We start from the raw sequence: 21,017 nt of genomic DNA on the forward strand, positions 1-21,017 counted from the left end.
CCCGCCGATTGAGCCTCGAAAGAACGTAAGGGGCCTCCGCCTCCGGGCGGATTCGAGGGGCCGTCGCCACACGTGACCGCGTTGAGCGAACCGCGAACCGCGAACCGCGGGCCGTGGGCAGTTTTACGCATGCGCTCGGCCGGGTTTCCGGCCGAGCGCATGCGCGACGGCAAGTCCGCGTCAGCCTGTGCCGCCCAGGCTGCATACGGGAACCACACATGCAGGGGGCGGAGGCCAAGGGTTTCACGATCGGGGACAAGCTCGGTGCCGCCACCCCGGCGTTGATATTCGCCGCAGCCCATTTCCATCGGGCTTTGGGCGGCGACAACGCGGTGCCGGCCCTTGATGCTGCGGAACCTTTGCTTCATCGCGGGTGGGCCGTCCTTCGGGATGTACCCGCTGAAAGTCGGTGGCCGCGGGCCGTCACCCTTGTTCCAGGCCGACTTGTAGGGCGGGGGCCGGAGGAAGGAAGTCGGACGTGCGGTGGCGGGGCGCGCGCGGGCAGCTGAGAGAAGCCGGTTCCGGAAGCGCGGAACGCTCGGCGCCGGAACCAGGAGCACATTCGGCCGGTGAGCCCCAAGGCCTCAAGTACGGCTTACCTGCCGCGTTGTTCGAGTTGTTGAGCCGGGGGCGAACGGCGAGGGCTACTGCGCGGTGGCGCAAGAAGCGCCAAGTTCGTTCTGTGTACGCCGATGCAAGCGTGAGTATGCTCGCGGAGTTGTCCGTCAGGGAGCGGCGGAATGGTGGCGGGTGTGGGGGGTTCATTCAATGATGACGTCGCAGCCCGGGGCTGCCGGCGTGGCTTCGCCCGAGCTGGACCGCACAGCGGCCTGGGGGACGGAAGAGCCGTCGGTGCTGCTGGTGGAGGACGACCCGGGCGACGCGCTGCTCGTGGAGGAGATGGTCGCCGACAGCGCGCTCGGTATGCGCCTGCGGTGGGTGCGCTCGATGGCCGAGGCGTGCGAGGTGCTCGCGTCCGAGGTCCCGGACTGCGTACTGCTCGACCTGCACCTCCCGGACGCGCAGGGCGTGGAGGCGGTGTCGCGGGTGCGCGAGCGCGCCGAACACGTCGCCGTCGTGGTGCTCACCGGACTCGCCGAGGAGGGGACCGGTCTGGCCGCTGTGGCGGCGGGCGCACAGGACTACCTGGTCAAGGGCCGGGTCGAGCCGGAACTGTTCGGACGGGCGGTCCGCTACGCGATCCAGCGCAAGCAGGCCGAGCAGGACGCGGTGGCCTTGCAGGCAAGCCAGATGCAGGCGCGGGAGAACGCCCGCCTGGAGCGGGGGCTGCTGCCGCGCCCGCTGCTGCGCGGGGACGGCGTGGAGGTCGTGACCCGATACCGGCCCGGCCGCGCGCACGCACTGCTGGGCGGGGACTTCTACGACATCGTGCAGAGCGCCGACGGCAGCGTGCACGCCATGATCGGTGACGTCTCCGGGCACGGTCCGGACGAGGCCGCTCTCGGGGTCGCGCTGCGCATAGCCTGGCGCACCCTCGTACTCAGCGGTGTCACGGGCGCCGACCAAGTGGGCCGGCTCGAGGAGATTCTGATGGTCGAGCGGGCCACGGTGGGAGTCTTCGCCACCCTGGTCATCCTCACCGTCAGCCCCGGCCAACGGCGCGTTCGGATGGTGCGGGCCGGCCATCACGGTGTGCTGCTGTGCGCGAGCGGCGGGGTCGAGTGGGTGGAGGTCAGGGGCGGGCCGGCGCTCGGGATCGTTCCCGGCGGGGCACGCTGGCCCGTGGAAGAGCTGGCGTTCCCGGAGGGTGCGGCCCTGGTGCTGTTCACCGACGGCCTCTTCGAAGGGCGCGTCGGGCGCGGTACGGAGCGGCTGGGCGAGGAGGGACTGCTGGCGGTGGCACGTGAGCTGGCCGATCTGGCACCGGCCGCGTTCGTCGACGGGTTGATCCAGCGGGCCGAGACGCTGGCCGAGGGACAGGGCGGCCTGGCCGACGACGTCGCCGTGCTCTATCTGCGCTGGGGCTGATGGGTGTGAAGGAGCGCGTGAGAACAGTGAGTCCGAGGACGGGATACGGAACATGACCGGCGAGCGGTGGGCCGGACGCCGGCTGACGGTGCAGAGCTGGATCAGGCTGGTGCTGGCGCTCATGGCGCTGCTGGTGGTCGTGGGCTCCGTGATCGGCTCCGGGCTGCTCCAGCGGACGGCCTCGGTCACCGACCATCTGCTCCTGGACATCGAGCCCGCGCAGACGGAGGCGTACCGGCTGCAGGCAGCTCTGGTGAACCAGGAGACGGGAATCCGGGGCTACGCCATCGCAGCCGACCGCCAGTTCCTGGACCCCTACGCACAGGGCAAGACGGACGAGGCGCATGCCGCCGCCCGGATGCGCGCCCTCATCGGCGACCGCCCCGAACTCCTCGACGACCTGCAGACGGTCGAGACGAGGGCGGCGGAGTGGCGGCGCACCTACGCCGAACCCCTCGTGGCGGGCGTCAAACCGGGCAGGCCGCGAACGATCGACCAGGCGACCGCCGAACGCGGCAAGAAGGCCTTCGACCGCATTCGCAGCGCTGCGGTCAAGCAGAACGCCGGACTGGCGGCGGCGGCCCAGGACGGCCGGGACCAGTTGAGGTCCTCGCGGAAGGTCCGCGACGCGGTGCTCATCGCCATGGTCGTGGTGTTCCTGGCGACCGGCGTGGTGCTGACGATCCTGATCCGCGTGCTGGTTGCACGTCCGCTGGAGGACCTGCAGATCGCCACCCGCCGGGTGGCGCGGGGTGACTTCGACCATGTCATCACCGGCGGCGGACCCGCCGACCTCACCGCGGTGGCCACGGATGTGGAGAACATGCGGCAGCGGATAGTCGCGGAACTGGCCTCCTCCCGGGAGCAGCAGGAGATCCTCACCCGGCAGGCCGCCGACCTGGACGCGCAGGCCGTGGAGCTGCGCCGCTCCAACGCCGAGCTCGAACAGTTCGCCTATGTGGCCTCCCACGATCTGCAGGAACCGTTGCGCAAGGTGGCCTCGTTCTGCCAGCTGCTGGAGAAGCGCTACGGCGACCAGTTGGACGACCGGGCCCGGCAGTACATCGACTTCGCCGTCGACGGCGCCAAGCGCATGCAGATCCTCATCAACGACCTGCTCACGTTCTCCCGCGTGGGCCGTGTCAACGACGCCCGCCTTCCGGTCGATCTCGACCAGGTACTCGGCAAGGCGCTGGTCAACCTGGACAGCGCTGTCACCGACAGCGGCGCCCGCGTCGACCGGCCCGACGAGCTGCCCCGGATCGTCGGGGACCCGACGCTCATGACGATGCTCTGGCAGAACCTGGTCGGCAACGCCGTCAAGTTCCGCCACCCCGAACGCCCACCGCACATCCGGATCACGTGCGAGCGGGACCCGGAGAACCTCGACGCCTGGCGCCTGTGCGTCACGGACAACGGCATCGGTATCCCCGCCGAGTTCGAGGACAAGGTCTTCGTCATCTTCCAGCGGCTGCACAGCCGCGATGCCTACGGTGGCACCGGCATCGGCCTCGCGCTGTGCAAGAAGATCGTCGAGTACCACGGCGGCCACATCTGGATCGACACGTCCCACACCGACGGCACACGCTTCTGCTTCACTCTCCCGTCCACCGACGCGGGGGACACCCTTCCCGCCGGTACCGAAGACAAGGCCCTGATATGACAACACCCGCCGGCACTCCCATCGACGTCCTCCTCGTAGAGGACGACCCGGGCGACGAGCTCATGACCCGGGAGGCGTTCGAGGACAACAAGATCGGCAACACCCTGCACGTGGCGCGGGACGGCGAGGAGGCGCTCGACTTCCTCTACCGGCGCGGCGCCCACACCGACGTGCCGCAGCCCGACCTGATCCTCCTCGACCTCAACCTGCCCAAGTACGACGGCCGGCAGGTCCTGGAGAAGATCAAGTCGGACCCTGCCCTGTCGCACATCCCGGTCGTGGTGCTGACCACCTCCGCTGCGGAGGAGGACATCCTGCGCAGCTACAAACTGCACGCCAACGCCTATGTCACCAAGCCGGTCGATCTGAACCAGTTCATCGCGGCCGTCCGCCAGATCGACGACTTCTTCGTCCAGGTGGTGCGCCTGCCCCGGCAGAACGGCTGACCGCCGGGGCACCACGCAGTCCGAAGGGAAACCACCGGGCCCGGTCTCCACCGGCCCGCCGGGATCCGCGGAGGCGCCGGGCAGGGAGCCGCTCCCCTCGAGCGCTCGTCACTCGTTGGGCGCGGCGGTGGTTATGGCGGACAGGACGGAGTCGGGTTCGTTCTCCACGGCGATGTCGCCGAGCGTGACGATGCCGACCGGGCGGCCGTCGTCGACGACCGGAATGCGCCGGACGGCGCGCTGGCGCATGAGGGTGACAGCCCGGTCGATGTCGTCGTCGGGCGAGACCGTGACCAGTACGTCGCTACAGGCCTGCGCCGCGGTCACGTGGTCGATGTTCCCGCCCCGGCACATCACGCGGACGACAAGATCCCGGTCGGTGACGACGCCGCGCAGACGTCCGCCTTCGGTGACCAGTACGGCGCCGATCCCCTCGTCCCGCATGTACCGGGCGACATCGGTGACAGGGGTCCGGGGGAGGACCGACCGAGGCGGCCCGGTCATCACATCACGCACTGCCTCAACCATCGCATCGCCTTTCGCCGTGAACGCGAGTCCCTTCGAGACCGTCCGCCACCCTGAGCCTTGGCATCCTCCGCCACTGTTCCGCGGCTGCACCGGGCGGCAAGCACTTCACAGGGCGCATGCCCGCTCCTGGCCATGACAGTCGGCCGGCTCAGTGGGTGACCGGCCTTTCACGGGCGCCACCACATAGCCGGCCGCGCAGTCCGCAGGCAGGTGTGCCCGCCGCGATCCCCGCAGGCACCACGCTGCCATCCTCAGCGCCGGCCTCAACTCAAGTGCCAAGAACACCTGGCGGACCCGCTCCACCCCGAGCCGGGTCCGGCCGCCGGGAACCATGAGGCGGGTGATCAGGAACTGGCCGTCTCCGGCTGCCAGGTGGCTTGTATCAACGCCCGCTCGACGCCCGTCAGATAGACGGCCGCGGCGAGCCACGCCCGTGCGTAGCCGTCCGGGTCGGCATCGCCGGTGCGGCCGAAGACGTCGCGGGTGCGTCGGTCGGCCTCCGCGGTGAGATCGGCCGCCAAGTCCGCGGCCGTGTGGAAGCCGCCGCGTCGCATGGCTGCCCCGCCCCCGGTCCGGTCGCCGTCGCGCGCGGGTTCGGCGACGGCTCTGCGGCCACCCGACACGGCGATCTCGATCAGCCGGCGCAGCCGCCACAGGGGAGCCTCCGCCAACGGGTCCGGTGGGACGTCGCTCGGGCCGTCCAGGGCGGGCGCGGCGGGCAGGACGTCCGTGGGCGGGAGATGCGCGCCCTCCAGGCGGTCGTAGCCCAGGTCGGCGCGGCCCTGCCAGTCCGCGGGCAGTCGCAACGTCGCCTCGGTGTCCGGCAGCGGGGCGACCGCGAGGGGGCGGAGAGTGGCAGCGCGGTCGGGGTCCAGGCGGCCGATCACGCGGAGCCGCAGCCCCGGCCTGGACGCGAGCCGGCGGAAGTTGGCCGTGTGGGCGAGGCCGGGATGGCCGCTGGACGGGGCCAGCCGGATCAACAGGCCGTCTCCGTCCGGCTGTCCGGGCGGCAGTTCCCGGGCGATCAGATGCTCCCCGACCGCTCCGACGAGGATCAGGTCGCAGCCGACCAGCTCGCGCGCCGCCTGTTCGGCCCGCTCCGGGTCTGCGCCCGGTGCCACGGCGAGCCGTTCGGCGACGGACTCGGTCAACGGGCGGGCGAACAGTGCGGCGAGCGGGCCCGATGTCCACGACTGACCGGTGAGCGGGGTCGCCCGTACCCCCTTGCCGGAGCCGAGGCGGCCGTCGGAGGAGACCGTCGCGCCGGAGATCAGCAGCCCGCCACGGGCGAGTTGGGCGTGATCGAGGCTTCCCGAGCCGAGCGCGACGGTGGCCGTGGCCGCTCCCTGGGCTCGGGCCGGACCGCCGGGCTTGACGTCGGCGACGGAGAACCAGCGTCCGTCGTCGGAGACGAGATGGGTGACGACACCGCCGTAGCCGGTGGCCGCGATCACGGGTTCCCGGCACACGCCGTGAACCCGCAGGCTGCCGCCCGGTCGGTAACTGCGGCGGGCAGTGCCGATCAACGCCTGATCCGGGTCGGCCACGGCCAACAGCGCGGTGGTGAGCAGCAGTTCGCGCACATTCGCGATGAGGTCGCCCAGCCGGTGGCCGTCGTGGCGGGCGCGTGCGCCCCGCAGCCCACGTACGACCCGCAGCGCGGCTGCCTCGGCGCGGTGCAGCCCTGCGAGGCGCGCCCTGTGTGCGGCTCGTAGCAACTCGGCCTGGGGGACCGCGCCCGCGGTGGGCACCCCGGCGGCGAGCACGGCCGCTGCCGCCGTCCACAGTTCGGACGCGGCGGCCAGCTGGGCGTCGGTGAGGGGGACGGTCTCCCCGGGCTCCGCGAGGGTCTCCTCGGCGCACCGGGCACCCGGCCCGGTGCCGGTCGAAGCGCCGAGCGCCCCGTCTGCCGCGGCGTCGGAATCCTCCTGCGGCGCGCTGTCGCCGACGGAACCCGCTTCGGCGTCCGCCTCCGCGTCGGCCAGTGGGCAGGCGCCGAGGACAGCGGCCCGGTGCAGGCACCGGGGGGCGAGCAGGCAACTGCACACCACCTGGTCCGCGTCGGTGACGGTGCCGGAGGAACCGGGTGCGAGCGTGACCTCCGCGTCCTCACCACACCGCACGCGCCGCACAGCGCCGTCGGCGACGACAGGTGCGGTCGCGTACGACTCGATCGCGGCATCCAGCTTCTTGCGCAGCCTGGTGGTCAGGCTCTCCACGGCGGCGGCGACCACATCGGGCGCCACCGGGGGCAGTTCGGCGTTCATCGGGTCTCTCCGCGGAGACGGTCGCCCACCCAGCGGGCGAGGGCGAGGGGACTGAGCGCGGCGACGGGCATGCCGGCCGCGACGAGTTGCTGGGCGACGGGCACCGAGTAGCGCGGGGTGCCCGTGTCGTCCAGGGCGGCGCATCCCATCAGGTGCACCCCGGAGCTCGCCAGGGCCCGTACCTCGCCGAGGAGCCCGCCCAGCGGGTAGCCCTCCTCGAAGTCGCTCACCACCACCACGAGGGTCCGGCTGGGCACGGTGACCAGGGAGCGGGCGTGTGCCAGCCCGGCCGCGATGTGGGTGCCGCCGCCGACCCGCACCTCCAGGAGCAGCGACAACGGGTCCTCGACCCGGTCCGTCAGGTCGATCACGTCCGTCGAGAACGCGAGGAAGTGCGTGGACAGGGTGGGGACGCCGCCCAGAACGGCCGCGGTCAGGGCCGACCAGATGACGGAGGCCTCCATCGACCCGGACACGTCGACCACGAGGATGAGGCGCCAGTCCGCCTCCTTGCGCGAGCGGGTGCTGAACACCGGTCGCTCCGGTACGACCACGGTCCGTCCGTCGGCCGTCCGGCGCGCGTGGGCGAGGTTGGCCCGCAGGGTGCGCGGCAGGTCGAGCCGGCCGCCGGGCCGCCTGGTGGGGCGTGGTGTCGCGAGCCCGGTGAGGGCCGGGCGCATCCGGGTGGCGAGTTCCTTGGCCAGTTCGTCGACCAGACGACGTACGAGAGGGCGCAGCCTGGCCAGTTGCTGTTCGGGCATTCCGCCGGCGAGGGACAGGACGGAGGTGAGCAGGTCGACCGAGGGGCGGACCGCGGCGGGGTCGAGTTCGGCCAGTACGTCGGAGCGCCCCTGGTCGGCGGCGCGTGCCAGCACCTCCTCACGGACCTCCGCGCCGAACAGCGCCTCCAGTTCCTCGGCCCATTCGCGGGCTGTCGGGAAGGACGCGTCCCGGCCGCCGCTCTGCCCCCGGGCGCCGCTTTCCCGGCCGAGGTCGGCGGAGCCCTCACCGCGGCCGGTGCCGTACAACTCGTCGAGCGCGTGCGCGTATCGGCGGGCGTTCTGCGGGAGTTTGTCGGTCTCCCGGCCGAGAAGCAGCCGCCAGCGGTCGGTGGGGGTGATCCGGAGCGTGGCGGACGGCGCCGTGGAGGCGGGTGTCTCCGCGGAGCGCGGTACGGCGGAGGGTACGGGTGATGTGGGGCGCTCGGGATCGTCCGGGACTGTGGGGAGCCGGGAATCCGCGGGCGCCGCAGCGTTCGGCCCGGCCGGCAGACGCAGCGCGCGGAGGGCCTCGAGCCCTGCCGCGTCCGCGGCCGTCCACAGGGCGAGGAGTCTCGGCGAGGCGGTGAGCGACAGGTCGAGACGGTCGCCGAGCCGCTCGGTCACGGTGCGCAGGAGACGGTCGCGGCCTGCCGGGGTGAGCGTGTCGAAGCCCCCGCGCAGGGCGGGCAGCCGGTCGAGGAAGCCCTGGTCGGCGAGCGTGTCGATGCGGTCGAGAAGCGGGTCCAGCGCCGTCGGCGCCGACTGGAGGAGCGCGGCCGCACCGCTGAGCAGCCCGCCGAGCCGACGGCCCAGCGCATGCCGTGCCTCCGGGCCGGTTGCCGTGTCGATCCAGCCCGCCGTACGGGCGCCGAGCATGGCGGCGTCGTCGAGGTCGAGCAGGACCCGGGCTGCCAGCGCCGCGCCCTGGACGATCGGGGAGCCCGTGCGAGCGAGGGTGCCGAGGGCGTCGTCCATCCGCAGTCCGAGACGGTGTTCACCGGCCCGTGAGGCCAGCTCGATGAGCGCGGCCGCGTCCTCCGGCCGGTCACTGCCCGCCAACCCGGGCAGGGCGCGGACCGCCGACTCCAGGAGGCCGGTGGCCAGTTCGGCGGCGGTCTGTCGGCTGTCCTTGGTGGTGCCGGGCAGGTGGCCGCGGCACAGCGTCTCCAGCAGATCGAGTGCGGTGAGGAGTTCGGGCAGTGTGGCCGTGGCGGGGAGCACGATGGCGGCATCGGTGAGCCGCTCGGCCACCAGCGCCGGCAGATCGCAGCGGGCGGCCGCACCGAGCGCCGCGAGGACATGGGCGCAGGTGGGACCGCCGTCCGCCGACTCCCTGCGGAAGGTCTCCCGCAGGGTGCCCTCGGCGGCCAGGGCCGCGGTCACACCGCGTATCCCGGCCAGGTCCAGCCGTACGGGGACGGCAGGCGTCCACGACACCCGCCACCGGGTGGTCAGTGCGGCCGCGTCGCCCGTTCCGGCCACCGCCACGGCCTCGCCGTAGCCCGCGCCGCAGACCGCGAGGCGCTGGAGCAGGATTTCGCGGCGCCCGTCGAGAGCGGAGCGGAGCGGGTCGAGCCGTACCTCGCGCGACGCGGGGTCGTCCGGTCCGGGCAGCCGCAGTGCGACGACCTCCGCCTCCACGCACGGGCCGAGACCCGAGCGCGGGGTGCCCGGCGCGATCCGGCCCCGGTCGGTGCCGACCAGGACCACTTCGAGCGCCCGCGCGAGGGCTCGGCCGCGGCCGAGCGGTTCGCCCTGGCCCATCACGCTCGTCAGCGCTTCGATGAGCTCGCCGCGCCCCGGCGCCGCGAGTCCGCGCACCCGGGCGAGATCACCTGCCATCCGCAGGGTCTCGGCGGCCTCGCCCGTTCCGGCGCTGTGCCCGGCCGCGCGGAGCTCCCGGCACACGTCGGTGACCGCTCGCGCGGCCGCGCCCTGCACCCGCTCGGGATCGCCTCCGGCCCGGAAGACCGCCTGCTGCCAGCGCGGGTCGCGGATGCCGGCCGGGTAGCCGGAACGGGAGTCCAGCAGATCGAAGGCGTAGGGGACGAGGGAGGTGACGACGCCCGGGTGCTTCCCGGCAACGCTGTGATCGGCCGCCCTCGACACCGCAGCGGCGGCACCCGGAACCGGAACCGTATCGGGCGGCAGGGCGGCTGCCGTCAGTGCCGGGGCGTGGAACGCGCCGACGACGGCCGCGACCCGGCGCCCGTCCCCCGCGGCGCGGGTGATCGTCTCGCGCATGTGGGCCTCACGGGCCAGGTCCACCGCCGGTACTCCGCCCTGGGCCTCGGCGTCGCTGCGCAGTGCCCAACCGACGCCGAGGGCGGCACGGCGGATCGCCTCGGGGGCGGATCCCGGGGCGAGGACCTCCACACAGCGGTCCCACAGATCGTCGCCGGCACGGCCGGTCCCGGACGCGGCGAGGGCGTTCCCGAAGGAGACGGGAGCGGCCGGGGCCACCTCGGCGACCGCGGTGCGGGTGTCGCCCGAGGGGAGGGGGCCGTCCGCGTTCCACCGCGGATCGGACATCGGCAGATCGCAGCACACGACCTCCGCTCCCCGCTCGCGCGCCCAGCGGACCGCGGCCAGCTCCGGGGAGAAGTCGGCGAACGGGTAGAAGCCGAGCCGCCCGTTCTCACCCGCCCCGGCGAGCGCGACCGGCGCGATGGTGCCCGGCGCGGCCAGATGGGTCAGCCACGGCTGGAAGTCGGCGGGCAGTTCGACGCATACGACCTCCGCCCCGCACGCGTCGAGCAGGGCGGGCAGCGCCGCGGCGAGTGCCGGGCTGTGGTGCCGTACCCCCAGCAGGTACGGCACCACGGAGTCGGCGAGGGCGGTGACAGCCGCCCGTGGATCCTGGGTGTGCGTCACCGGAGGTTCTCCCGCAGGTCCCAGAGACGGCGCCACAGCGCCGATCCGTCCTCGGCGCGGCGGCGCACCGGACCGTCCCAGTAGCCGAGCAGGCGCGCGTGGTCGGCCGGGTCGTCCTTGCGGACCACGCCCAGCAGGTGACCGGGGACCAGATCGAGGGAGTCGGCACCGGGAAGATAGGCGGCGGCCACCCCGAGGGAGACGGCGACCTGTACGGCCTCGGCCGTGGACATCACCGTGCCGGGCCGCTCCACGTCCCAGCCCTCCGCGGACCGCCCGGCCCGCAGGTCGCGGAAGACGGTGACCAGCACATCCAGCACCGCGTCGTCGACGCCGAAGACGGCGCCCGCCCGCTCGACGGCCGCCACGGCCTGCCGCCGTACGAGTTCCGTCTCGGCGTCGACGTCGGCGATCGGGTGCACGGTCTCGAAGTTGAAGCGGCGCTTGAGCGCGGCCGACATCTCCGAGACACCGCGGTCACGCAGGTTCGCGGTGGCGATCACGGTGAATCCGGGAGCGGCCGAGACCTGGGCGTCGTCCGTGCCGGCCAGTTCGGGCACACTCATCCGACGGTCGGACAGGATCGACACCAGGGCGTCCTGTACTTCGGGCAGACAGCGGGTGATCTCCTCGACGCGGGCCACCCGGCCGGCGCGCATGGCGGCCAGCACCGGGGAGTCGACCAGCGCCTTCGGCGTGGGGCCCTGTGCGAGGAGCAGGGCGTAGTTCCACCCGTAGCGCATCGCGTCCTCCGTGGTGCCGGCCGTGCCCTGCACGGTCAGCGCGCTGGTGCCGCAGACGGCGGCGGACAGCAGTTCGGAGAGCATCGACTTGGCTGTGCCCGGCTCACCGACGAGCAGGAGCCCGCGCTCTCCGGCGAGGGTGACCACGCATCGTTCCACCAGGGCGCGTTCGCCGACGAACTTGGGGGCGATCACCAGACGGTCCGGCAGGGTCGCGTGCCGCTCGGGGAGCTTGAGGGCCTCCCCGCCGCTGCCGCAGACGAAGGTGATCGCGGAGCGGGGTGTCAGCCACCAGCCGGGCGGGCGGGGGCCTGTGTCGTGGGCGGCGAGGAAGGCGAGTTCGGTGGCGTGGCGCTCTTCGGCGGGCAGGGTCTGCCGGGCCGGAGGGGCCGTCGCCGTGTCGGTCGGGGGCATGCGTTCGTCCTTGTTCGGTGGGTCGGTCTGTCGTCGTGGCAGGGGGTGCCGGGGGCACCGGCCGGTCGGGCCGGTGCCCCCGGGAGGTAGGCCGTGGGCGGCGCCCCGGAGGCAGGTCAGCGGCGGCGTCCCCGCCGCACCTTGAGCTGCTCGAACCGGGGCCCTTCGCCTTCCCGGACCAGTTGCCAGGCCCTGCGGTACAGGTCCGCGGCCGGTTCGGTCGGCACGATCGCGGCCAGCAGAGCCTCCTCACCGCTCAGCAGGCCGTCGAACAGCGGCCGCTTCCACTGCTCCAGCGGAACGCGCGGAGCCTTGGGGTCCACCCAGCCACCGGGCAGGAAGAGCGAACGTCCGGCCCTGGTGCGGGTGGCCTCCACCACCAGGTCGGTGGCGGCCAGTTCGGTTCGGGCCGCCTTGAGGCGGGCCGGCTTCCACCCCGTCCACCGGGCCGTCATCCGGTCGGTCGGGTCGGGCATGGCGAGCAGCATCAGATAGAGCGTGGCGGCGTCCTCGCCGACGCCGTACTCCTTGGCGGCCTCGGTCACCAGGTCCGGCACGGAGCGGCCCGGGTCCTGCGGCCACCAGGTGCCGTCCGCGGCCCGCTCGCCCGCCTGCGGGTCGCCCGGATCGGCGAGCAGGGCCGCGAAGCGGGAGGAGCGGGCCAGACGCAGCGCCACCTCGGCCTGGTAGGGGCGTTGGCCCTCGACGCGCAGTGCGGGCAGGTACGGGTCCTGGCCCGCCTCGTCGAGCAGGGCGACCCGGACGGCGGGGGACGGCTGGTCGTCGTGGGTGGCGAGGACGACGGCACCGTACCGCTCGAAGCCCTTGCCGACCTCGGTCGGTGCGCCCGCGGTCTTCCGGAAGGCGGGGAGACTGACGTACTGCCCTAGGTCGAGCATCAGCCCGGGGTGGGCCAGCCGCTCGCGTACGGCGTCGAGCGCGGCCGGCAGCGAGGCGCGGATCGGATCGCCGGCGGGCAGACGGTGGGCGAGCCAGGCGGCGAGGCCGATGGCGCCGACGAGCGTCGCTCCGTCGAATCCGACCGACTTCTTGTCGACGGGCTTGACCCGGTCGCCCTCGACCGCCCACTCCAGGTCCTGGGTGAGCCGGGGCTCACCGGCCGGGTTCAGCAGTGCGGGCAGCGCCTGGCGGACGGTCCACGGCCCGTGCTTGAACGCGCGTACCGCGTCGCTGAGCAACTCCTCGGGTACGGCCGCCCGTCGGCCCATCCTGCTGTTCCAGACCTCGGCCGCGGCGGCCCAGTCCGGCCCTTCGGTCCACAGCCGGGCGGGTTCGGCGGGCAGCAGTGCGGCCACGACCGCGGCACGGATCGCCGGATCGACCTGGCGCAGCTCATCCTTGGCGACCGCCGCCGGAGCGGCCTTCACCCCGATGGCATCGCGTGCCTGCGGTGTCAGGAACATTCGCTCGTAGACATCGACCTGCGGCAGACCGGCCACGATCAGCCGGGCCATGGTCTCGGTGACGCCCGTCAGGCGCGCGAACTCCTCGGCGGCCTGCGGGAACCAGGGCGCCGGTCCGCGCGCGGCCAGCTCCGTGAGAAACGCGCCGAGCCGGCCCTCGTGCCCGCCCTCGCCCAGTGGGGCCGACGCCCGGAGCGTGTAGGGCTCCGGGGTCTCGAAGCGCCCGGCCGGATCGTGGAAGTATCCGCTGAACACGCAGTCGTCGTCATCTTGTGAGACGCGTCCCACCACGGCGATGAAGGAACCCCCGCCCAGCGGCAGCAGCCCGTTCCACGCGCCCTCACGCCACTCGCCCGACGGGGTGCGCAGCGGACCTTCCTCTTCCAGGAGCAGCTTCACCTTGCGCCAGTGCGAGGGCTCGGCGGCCGGAACCAGGCCCAGGGCGTCGAACTCGGCGAGCAGCGCGTGCAGCGCCTCCCGGTGATCGTCGGGGGTGGTGCGGGCCGCCGTGCGGAAGGCCAGGGCGCTCACGCGGTCGAGCAGTGTCTCCAGGCCGGGCTGGCCGACGGGGAACCGGCGTCCGTCGGCGTGGAGGTGTGCGGCCGGTCCCTCCGCCCCGGCGTCGCCGGGGAGCTGGGCGGCTCGCTTCAGCTCGCGCAGGGCGCGGAACACGGTGTCGGTCTGGACGTCACGGTTCCACCAGGAGCGGGTGGATCCGCCGAGACCGTTCATCGCGTCGAGGAGCACGGCGTCCGGTGGCCCGGCCGGGCCTTCGTCCTGCAGACCGCCGTCGAGGGTCCGGGTGAGCCGGTCGGCCGCCGCGTCCAGGACGGCCTGCTGACCGGCCGCGTGGCGCACGACCCCGGCGATGCCCGTGACCAGCGCGGTGTGGGTGACCGGGAGGAGGGAACGGATCGCCTCGGGCAGCGCCTCCTTGTTCTCGTGGGCCGCGGCGGACAGCAGGGCCGCCGCCGTGTCCCGGTCGATGTCGCGCAGCGCCTTGGAGCCGCCCGGGTCGCGGGCTGTCAGGCACTCCCAGTACTGCACCGGCGGCAGCAGCAGCGAGCCTTCGCCGAAGGCGCCGGGCGCACGGTCGGTCTTGGCCACCGAGGTGGTCACGCCGTCCGTGTCCACGATGGCGAGCTGCCAGCTGTTGCGGACGACGGCCCGCGCCTCGTCGGTTCCGGGGAAGACGACGAGCGTGGCGGGACGGCCGGCGTCCGCGGGCACGGTGACGGTGTGTCCGGAAAGGTCCTGGGCGCGCACGGAGCCGTCGGGCAGCCGCACCACGCGCAGTCCGGCCAGCCCGTCCACGGGCGTCGAGGCCGGCGCGACGCCGGAGGCCGGCGAGGGGCGCAGCCGGCCGCTGTCGACGCTGCTGCCCTCGGGGGCGTCACGCAGCGCGTCCGCGAGGAAGGCGGGCCTGCTCATACGGCCCCGCTCACCTGTCATCGGGTCGAACTCGTGCCAGCCGTGCGCCTGGTGGTCCTCGCCCTCCGCGTGCCACACCCAGTACGAGACGCCGTCGCAGAGCAGGTGCCGCTCCTGGGGCACGGTGGTGTCCCCGGCCTGCAGGACCGCGCCGCCGGTGGTCCGGCCGCCGCCCGGCAGGGGCAGCGTGATCGGCATGTCGCCCCGGTACCAGTCCATCTGGGTGCCCCGGGTGTTGCGGGCGCCTTCCAGGGATTCGGGGCGGTCGGCGCGGGTGTGCCAGTAGCCGCGCAGGCCGTCGGTGCGGTCGTTCCAGTAGACGAGGAGCTCTCCGTCCACATGGTGGAAGCCGGGATCGCCCCAGCTGCTGTTCGCCGGGATCCGCAGGTCGTGCGTGAGGAGGGTGCCCCCGGCGCCGATCACCCGGGCCTGGGCGGCGCCGGCGACGATGAGGTTCGGCCAGGCGTCGGCGACGATCACGTCCTCGATGTCGGCCTTGGGAACGAGGGAGGCGACCGCGTCCTCCCAGGCGGGCCAGCCGAGTTCGTCGAAGAGCCCGGCCCGCAGGGTGCGCGCCAGCACCGGCGCGAGGTCGGTTCCGGCGGCCTCACGTACCTCGTCCTCGGCCAGCGCCAGCGCCTCGGCGGGCAGCCACTTCAGCCGGGCCAGCGCTTCGGGCAGCTGGGGCAGGCCGACCGCGGTGAACCGCCGTACGACGGTGCGCACCCAGTCCGCGAGCAGCGGGCTGCCGCCCGGCGACGCCGAGAGAAGCCTGATCGCCCGCAGCGTGTGCTCGTCGTTGACGAACCGGTCGGCGCCCCGCTGAAAGGCGTCGTGGAAACGGGTGTCCGCGGCCAGCGACACCAGGTCACGGTGTCCTTCTCCAAGGGCCCACTGCGTCAGCAGCAGAGTCTCGTCCTTCTGCGGAGCGGCCACCGGAATGCCCAGGGACAGCAGCAGGTCGATCAGGTCCAGGTCGTGGAGGACCTTCAACGCGCCACCGGACGCGGCGAGTTCGGTCCGCAGCCGGTCCGCCGTCCGTTCCACCAGTGGATACAGCTCAGCCATACGACTGGAGGCACGCCAGGACCGGGCCCGCTCCCGGTAGGTCAGGAACCGCTCCAGCCAGCCCGCCGCGCCGTCATGCGGCCGCCGGTCCCCGGGAAGGGAGGCGTCCCAGAGTCCCGCCGTCGCACCGGAGGCCTCCAGCAGCCCGAGCCACATCGCCGGCATCTCGCTGTCGTGGCTCGAAGGGAGCAGGTCGAGCAGGGTGCCCCGCACGCTCGGCTCGCGCGCGGCCAGCGCCACCAGCGCCGTACGGTGCCCCTTCCACCAGCCGGCCGACGCGCGCAAGGTGGCCGGCAGACCGAGGAGTTCGGACAGGTACTCCTGTTCGGCGAGGTTCACGTCCCGGCCGGCGGCCCGGGCCAGCTTGCGCAGGTCGTTCGCCATCTGCGCCGACGGCGGCAGCCCGCCCGCCGTCCGGCGCAGGCACAGCCGGGTGAAGCGCCGCAGCGCCTCCTCGGCCGGCACGCGCGCCGCCAACTCCCTGGCGTAGGCGGACAGCACCTTCACCGGGAGCGCTCCGGCCAGCGCGAACTCCAGGAACACGGCGTCCAGCCGCTCCTCCTGGACCGTCAGCCCGTGCTCCGCCTCGGCCTTGCGGGCGCGGGTGAACAACTGGGCCGCGTATGTGGCGTTCTCCTCCGCGAGGAACACGCGCCCGGCCTGCTCGTAGAACGTGGGCAGGAAGTGCGGCACCGAGGCCGCCAACCGCTCACCGAGCTCCACGAAGGCGTCCAGCGCGGCCTTCGGACGGGACTTGGTCTGCCGGGCCGCCCGCTCCAGGTCCGGAACGACGCCCAGCGCGTGATGACCGTCCTTCGGGTGGTGCACCAGCACCCACTCCGGGAAGCCCAGAGACTGGCGCAGCCCGAACCCGACCACCGCGGGCTCGGCGTCCCGCTCCAGGCCGAGGAATCCGGCGGCCAGGTCCTCGGCCGCACCCAGTTCGCCGGCGACCAGCCGCACCACCACCCGCTCGTCCAGGCCCGGGTGACGGTACGTCCGCGCCGTCAGGGGCACCCCCCGCTCCCCGGCGTCATCCGTGTCGGGCGGCAGCACCGCGCCCGCCGTCAGCAGTTCCTCGTACGACACCTGCGTCCCCCCGCTCATGCGTTCTTGCCCTCCTCGATGACGCGGCCGGCGTACAGTGCCGCGGCCATCCGCATCCCCTCCGACCAGGCCACCGGTCCCACCTCGCGCAGCGGCAGCGCGCGGCCGTCCTGGTCCTGCCAGGTGAGCGCGCCGGTCTCGACCCCGTCCTCCCAGTACGGCTCCCCGATCCACACCGAGGCCTCGACGGTGCGTCCGCCGTCCCGCACCCGGGCGGTCGCGTAACCACCCGACACGCGGTAGCCGAGCGAACTGGCGCGTGCGGCGAGCGCGAAGCGGGAGCGGAACGAGCCCCCGGTGAAGTCCCGCACCTCGGTGGACTTGGGGTCGAGGTCCTCGGGCCGCCGCCACATCGCGCGGTGGATCTGCTCGACGCGCTGGACCATGCCCAGTTCGGCCGCGAACTCCCGCAGGTCGTCGAGGTCCGGCAGCAGCACCGGGTGCGGCAGCGTGACCGTGCGCGGGGCCATCCGGACGGTCTCGCCGTCCAGGTTCACCAGCCGCAGCTCGCCGGCTTCCGTGGCGCCGCGCAGGAAGCCCACTTCGTCCGGGTCGTCGCCGACCACGGCCAGATCGCGCAGCGCGGACTGCCAGGCCTCGTCGGGCCACACCCGGGCCAGCAGCCCGGTGGGTACGGGCAGCGACGACACCATCCACGCGTCGACCTGCGCGACACACGCCGTGGCATGACGGTCCAGCCACTCGGCGAACCGTCGGAGCCGGTCCACCTCCGGGTGGTCCTTGAGCGCGCGCGGCAGCGACTTCAACTGCCGCCCCGCCGACCGGCCCGAGGTGGCACGCGCCGCCACCCGCCCCTCCACAAGGGCGACTTCATACCCGTCACCCGCTGACAGCCAACCCACGAGCCACAGCCTTCCGCGTCAAGAACACAAGATTGAGAGCACAGTTCACCCAGGTCAGTCCGCCCGGGCCGAATGCGACTATGCGCTGAACGCTAGCGTCGGCCACTGACAATCGGTCCCGGCGCCCACACAGGTCCCGCTCGGCGCATCGAAGCCCTTGCCGGTCTGCGCGGAGCGTCTCCGCGCTCAGGTGACGGTTCGCAGCCGGGAGATGGGGGAGTGAGCGGGGTGAGCTCACGGCCCTGCTGACCGCGGCTGTGACGGATGTGCTCGGAGGCGTCACCGACGCCGAACTCCGTGAGGATCAAGTGCCGATCGTGGCCGGCCTTCCGGGCACTGTCGCGACGGTGACGGATCCGTGGGACGCGGCGTACGGCTCAGCGGAATTCCTCAGAGCGTGGGCCCGCCGACCGGGCTTCCGGCTCGTGAAGTGACCGCCGGCCCGTCCGCTGGTCCCGCCGATATCCTGCGTGACGTGATCAACTCATATGCGAGCCTTGACGATGCCGAGGTCGCGACAGCCGCGGCATTGGCAGGTGCGGACGTGGTGCGCACCATGTACGGCCGACGGCTCACACGCATCGACAAGGGTGGCGGAGACTTCGCCACCGCCGCCGATGTGGAGGCCGAGAAGGTGATCCTCAACGTCCTTCGTGCCGCCCGGCCCGACGACGCCGTGCTCGGCGAAGAGGGTGGGCAGCAGGGTCCGGCGGAAGCCGTGCGTCAATGGCTGGTGGATCCCCTGTGCGGCACGCTGAACTACGCGGTCGGCAACATGCTGGTGGCGGTCAACGTGGCGCTTCGCGGCGGTGCCGCGGCGGTGGCCGATCCGTTCAGCGGCGAGGTCTTCTTCACCGACGGCGAGCAGGCCTGGGTGCGGCAGGACGGTGCCGATGCCCGACTGGCGCCGACGTCCGCCAGCCGACTCGTCGACGTCAATCTCGACCCGCCGTTCACGAGCGCGCCCGGCTTCCGGGCCGTGAACCTGCTGGCGCAGCCCGACTTCGTGGCACGTTTCCGGCCCCGGGTCGTGTCCACGACTCTGGCGCTGGCCTGGGTTGCCGCCGGTAAGCGCGCCGCGTACGTGACGGACGGCGGCGACCTGTCCGGGAGCGTGCACTTCGCCGCCGGCATCGCCTTGTGCCGGGCCGCCGGCTGCGTGGTCACCGGAATCGACGGTGCGCCGATCGGGCAGTCAGGCGTCGGACTTGTGGCGGCCGCCGACGCCGAAACCCACCGGCAACTGATGTCCATGATCCGCAACTGAAGCGGGTACCGCGCCTGCTCGTCATGCACTGTGCCCGCCTGTCGGACGGTGCTGCAGCGGGTTTTTGGAGTGGATGACGAGATGCTCCTCGCCGCACTGATCAAGGTTGCCTCACGTGGTCGTACGGCAGCCGATGGTGTCGCAGTCGATCCGGACGCCGGCGACCGTCCTGTCCTGGCGCGCGGACTCAGATGCCACGCGCATCCGCGAGAATGCAGGCCTGCTCCATCATGCGCGTCGGTTCACGGCCGTTGGCCCAGGCGTCATTGAAGGAGGGTACCGATTCCACGTGGGGGCCGAACCGTCTGCGGATCGCGTCCAGCAGCACCTCCAGGGCCTGAGCCTCCAGGCTCCGGTCGCCGCAGGATTCCATCCGGATGGCACCCTGCGAACACAGGCTCCCGTCTTCATCGATCAGTGCTCCCGCGCACCAGCCTCCTTCCTGCAGCCGCAGGGAGGCACGGTGCAGGAGCGCCGCAATGGGTGTGGCGTACGGGCCTGGCGCCGGGAGCGGCGCGGTGGGAGCCATGGGGGCCGCGATGTGGGACCAGTCGACGGGGGCGGTATCGATGTGCGCGGTGTTGACCTCGTACGCGACGGCCGCCAGCGCGAGCCGCGCGTCCATGTCCTCCTTGACGGCGGCCAAGCGGGCCTCCAGACCGTCGGCGGGACGCCGCACCGGCCTCGCGCCGACGGATGGGGCGTCGCCGGAGGAGTCGGTGTGGGCTGGTCCGGTGGCAGTGCGCGCGGAGGGCTGCATGTTGGATGGATTCCTCGCGCGCGGGTGCGCCCAGCGCCGCCAAACGGGCGGTACTCGCAAGACGTGCCGCGGGGCTGGCGCGGTATCTGCACGATCCGCGGCCGCTGCCGCGGTGCCGGACCGGCATCTGCACGACCCGCGGCCGCCTCCTCATCGGAACAGGGATCCTGACGAAGCGGAACCGGGGCGTCGACAACCGGCAAGGGATCGATGCGGCTGACCTCGACCGCCTCAATTCGCTTTCACCACAGGTGAATTGCTGCCATGATCGCCATCGGTCTCCCACGGTGGGCCGGTAGGCGGTCGGGGCCCGGGTGCGTGCGGTGAGGTGTGCGGCCACAGCCCAACGAGCGGCCTCCGGCGTGCTGGCGCAGTGGCCGGAGGAGATCACATCGCGCATGCGTAGAACACTCCGCGCGCTCAACAGACCGGACAGGTGGGGAACACAGTGGTTCGTCGGACTGGTGTCCGTGTAGCGGCTGCCTTGCTCGTCGTGCTTTCGTCGGTCACGGCGTGCGGGGGCGGATCGGGGCATGGACGCGGGGAAGACGCCACGTCGGAAGCGGACAGCGAGCGGTCAGCGTCCAGAACTCCGGAGACGCTGTTGAGCGCGCCGGATCTTGAGCGTGTGGCGGTCACGGGCAAGGACCTCGCCGGATACGAGGTGAACCCTGAGCCGGCGCGGGCCGCGGCTTCCCACCGGAAAGTCGCCCCGGCCTCCTGCGGACCGATTCCCATGGCAATGGCGCTCAACAGCCCCTACCCCGCCACAACTCGCATCGCCCGGCTGTTCTCCGCGAAGGATCACAGCCCCGGAGTATCCATGAGCCTTTCCTCGTTCAGCGCCGAGGACGGGAAGCGGGTGGTCGATGCCGTCCGTACGGCGGCCAAGGAGTGCAGGACCTTCTACGATGCCTTCACCGATTTTCAGTACTCGTCGGTCGAAGTCCGACCCGACCCGGGATACGGCGACGAATCCGTCTCCCTGAGGTTCATCCAGATCTTGCCTGCCGTAGGCAAAGAGGTTGCGCCTGTCAAGGTTCCTCAGGCCGTGGTGGTCGTACGAAAGGGGACGGCCGTCTTGATGTTCCACAGCTTCAACAACCCTTCGCGGCGCAAAGGCCCGGCCGGAGTGCCGGACGCTGTTGTGAAGGGCCAAATGGAGAAACTCGGTGATCTGGGCAAGTCCGGATGATCTCTGAGCAGATGCCCGCTCGCAGGTCGTGGACGCCGAGGAAGCCGCCGGAAGTCCTGGGAACCTCGGGGGAGTCGGGGGCGCCCCTCCCTCGTCGTCGCGCCACTCGCTGACAGCCGCAGTCACTTGGGTCGGACCAACAGGATCCTCGTGGCGTGCCGCTCCGGCGTCACGGCGGTGCCGGAGCGGCGGACCGGAGCAACTCTTCTCCGGCCTC

Annotated in this window: 13 protein-coding genes; 6 read left to right on the forward strand and 7 right to left on the reverse strand. The window is 72.6% G+C overall.

Annotated elements, in window-relative coordinates; translation table 11 throughout:
* Positions 1–771 precede the first annotated feature (771 nt).
* The 3 genes from N4G66_RS29790 to N4G66_RS29800 are packed head-to-tail and all read left to right on the forward strand — an operon-like array spanning position 772 to position 4,098.
* Positions 772–1,989, forward strand: a complete 1,218-nt coding sequence (locus tag N4G66_RS29790; RefSeq protein ID WP_391858905.1) for a PP2C family protein-serine/threonine phosphatase — start codon at positions 772–774, stop codon at positions 1,987–1,989.
* Between the two features lie 52 nt (positions 1,990–2,041).
* Positions 2,042–3,652, forward strand: coding sequence for a sensor histidine kinase (locus tag N4G66_RS29795; RefSeq protein ID WP_261707348.1), 1,611 nt, complete (start codon positions 2,042–2,044; stop codon positions 3,650–3,652).
* Positions 3,649–4,098: a response regulator gene (locus tag N4G66_RS29800; protein ID WP_261707349.1), complete on the forward strand. Its 450-nt coding sequence runs from the start codon at positions 3,649–3,651 to the stop codon at positions 4,096–4,098. The genes N4G66_RS29795 and N4G66_RS29800 overlap by 4 nt, the downstream gene beginning before the upstream one ends.
* 108 nt (positions 4,099–4,206) lie before the next feature.
* Here the strand turns inward: N4G66_RS29800 and N4G66_RS29805 are convergent, their stop codons facing one another.
* The 6 genes from N4G66_RS29805 to N4G66_RS29830 all read right to left on the reverse strand — a co-directional run bounded on the left by N4G66_RS29805 (position 4,207) and on the right by N4G66_RS29830 (position 17,578).
* Positions 4,207–4,626, reverse strand: a complete 420-nt coding sequence (locus tag N4G66_RS29805; protein ID WP_261707350.1) for a CBS domain-containing protein — start codon at positions 4,624–4,626, stop codon at positions 4,207–4,209.
* 344 nt (positions 4,627–4,970) lie between these two features.
* Complete coding sequence (locus N4G66_RS29810) at positions 4,971–6,893, reverse strand: hypothetical protein (RefSeq protein ID WP_261707351.1); 1,923 nt, start codon at positions 6,891–6,893, stop codon at positions 4,971–4,973.
* Positions 6,890–10,528: a vWA domain-containing protein gene (locus N4G66_RS29815; protein ID WP_261707352.1), complete on the reverse strand. Its 3,639-nt coding sequence runs from the start codon at positions 10,526–10,528 to the stop codon at positions 6,890–6,892. Before N4G66_RS29815 ends, N4G66_RS29810 begins: the two co-directional genes overlap by 4 nt.
* Positions 10,525–11,685: an ATP-binding protein gene (locus N4G66_RS29820; protein ID WP_261707353.1), complete on the reverse strand. Its 1,161-nt coding sequence runs from the start codon at positions 11,683–11,685 to the stop codon at positions 10,525–10,527. The genes N4G66_RS29815 and N4G66_RS29820 overlap by 4 nt, the downstream gene beginning before the upstream one ends.
* Positions 11,686–11,801: 116 nt before the next feature.
* A complete protein-coding gene (locus tag N4G66_RS29825; protein ID WP_261707354.1) occupies positions 11,802–16,715 on the reverse strand; it encodes a DNA-binding protein in 4,914 nt (1,637 codons plus the stop codon).
* Positions 16,712–17,578: a DUF4132 domain-containing protein gene (locus tag N4G66_RS29830; protein ID WP_261707355.1), complete on the reverse strand. Its 867-nt coding sequence runs from the start codon at positions 17,576–17,578 to the stop codon at positions 16,712–16,714. The genes N4G66_RS29825 and N4G66_RS29830 overlap by 4 nt, the downstream gene beginning before the upstream one ends.
* Before the next feature lie 257 nt (positions 17,579–17,835).
* On the opposite strand from N4G66_RS29830, the gene N4G66_RS45995 reads away from it, so the two are divergent.
* Both N4G66_RS45995 and N4G66_RS29835 read left to right on the forward strand, forming a co-directional pair.
* Complete coding sequence (locus N4G66_RS45995; RefSeq protein ID WP_391858906.1) at positions 17,836–18,012, forward strand: DUF6368 family protein; 177 nt, start codon at positions 17,836–17,838, stop codon at positions 18,010–18,012.
* A gap of 41 nt (positions 18,013–18,053) precedes the next feature.
* A complete protein-coding gene (locus N4G66_RS29835) occupies positions 18,054–18,845 on the forward strand; it encodes an inositol monophosphatase family protein (protein WP_261707396.1) in 792 nt (263 codons plus the stop codon).
* Positions 18,846–19,032: 187 nt separating this feature from the next.
* Here the strand turns inward: N4G66_RS29835 and N4G66_RS29840 are convergent, their stop codons facing one another.
* Entirely contained in the window at positions 19,033–19,605 is a 573-nt protein-coding gene (locus N4G66_RS29840) for a DUF6197 family protein (RefSeq protein ID WP_261707356.1), read from the reverse strand.
* Between the two features lie 436 nt (positions 19,606–20,041).
* Here N4G66_RS29840 and N4G66_RS29845 point away from each other — a divergent pair, with 436 nt between their 5' ends.
* The gene (locus N4G66_RS29845) at positions 20,042–20,800 is read left to right on the forward strand and encodes a hypothetical protein (protein WP_261707357.1); all 759 of its coding nucleotides are present in this window, start codon (positions 20,042–20,044) and stop codon (positions 20,798–20,800) included.
* Positions 20,801–21,017: the final 217 nt, after the last annotated feature.

It is taken from the genome of Streptomyces rhizosphaerihabitans, from assembly GCF_025399795.1.
Taxonomy (GTDB): Bacteria; Actinomycetota; Actinomycetes; order Streptomycetales; family Streptomycetaceae; genus Streptomyces; species Streptomyces rhizosphaerihabitans.

What these genes read in the sequence shown, in the direction of transcription:
- N4G66_RS29820 (WP_261707353.1), bottom strand. Translation starts at nt 11,685, where the DNA reads ATGCCCCCGACCGACACGGCGACGGCCCCTCCGGCCCGGCAGACCCTG.
- N4G66_RS29840 (WP_261707356.1), bottom strand. Translation starts at nt 19,605, where the DNA reads ATGCAGCCCTCCGCGCGCACTGCCACCGGACCAGCCCACACCGACTCC.
- N4G66_RS29795 (WP_261707348.1), top strand. Translation starts at nt 2,042, where the DNA reads ATGACCGGCGAGCGGTGGGCCGGACGCCGGCTGACGGTGCAGAGCTGG.
- N4G66_RS29790 (WP_391858905.1), top strand. Translation starts at nt 772, where the DNA reads ATGACGTCGCAGCCCGGGGCTGCCGGCGTGGCTTCGCCCGAGCTGGAC.
- N4G66_RS29800 (WP_261707349.1), top strand. Translation starts at nt 3,649, where the DNA reads ATGACAACACCCGCCGGCACTCCCATCGACGTCCTCCTCGTAGAGGAC.
- N4G66_RS29810 (WP_261707351.1), bottom strand. Translation starts at nt 6,893, where the DNA reads ATGAACGCCGAACTGCCCCCGGTGGCGCCCGATGTGGTCGCCGCCGCC.
- N4G66_RS29825 (WP_261707354.1), bottom strand. Translation starts at nt 16,715, where the DNA reads ATGAGCGGGGGGACGCAGGTGTCGTACGAGGAACTGCTGACGGCGGGC.
- N4G66_RS29805 (WP_261707350.1), bottom strand. Translation starts at nt 4,626, where the DNA reads ATGGTTGAGGCAGTGCGTGATGTGATGACCGGGCCGCCTCGGTCGGTC.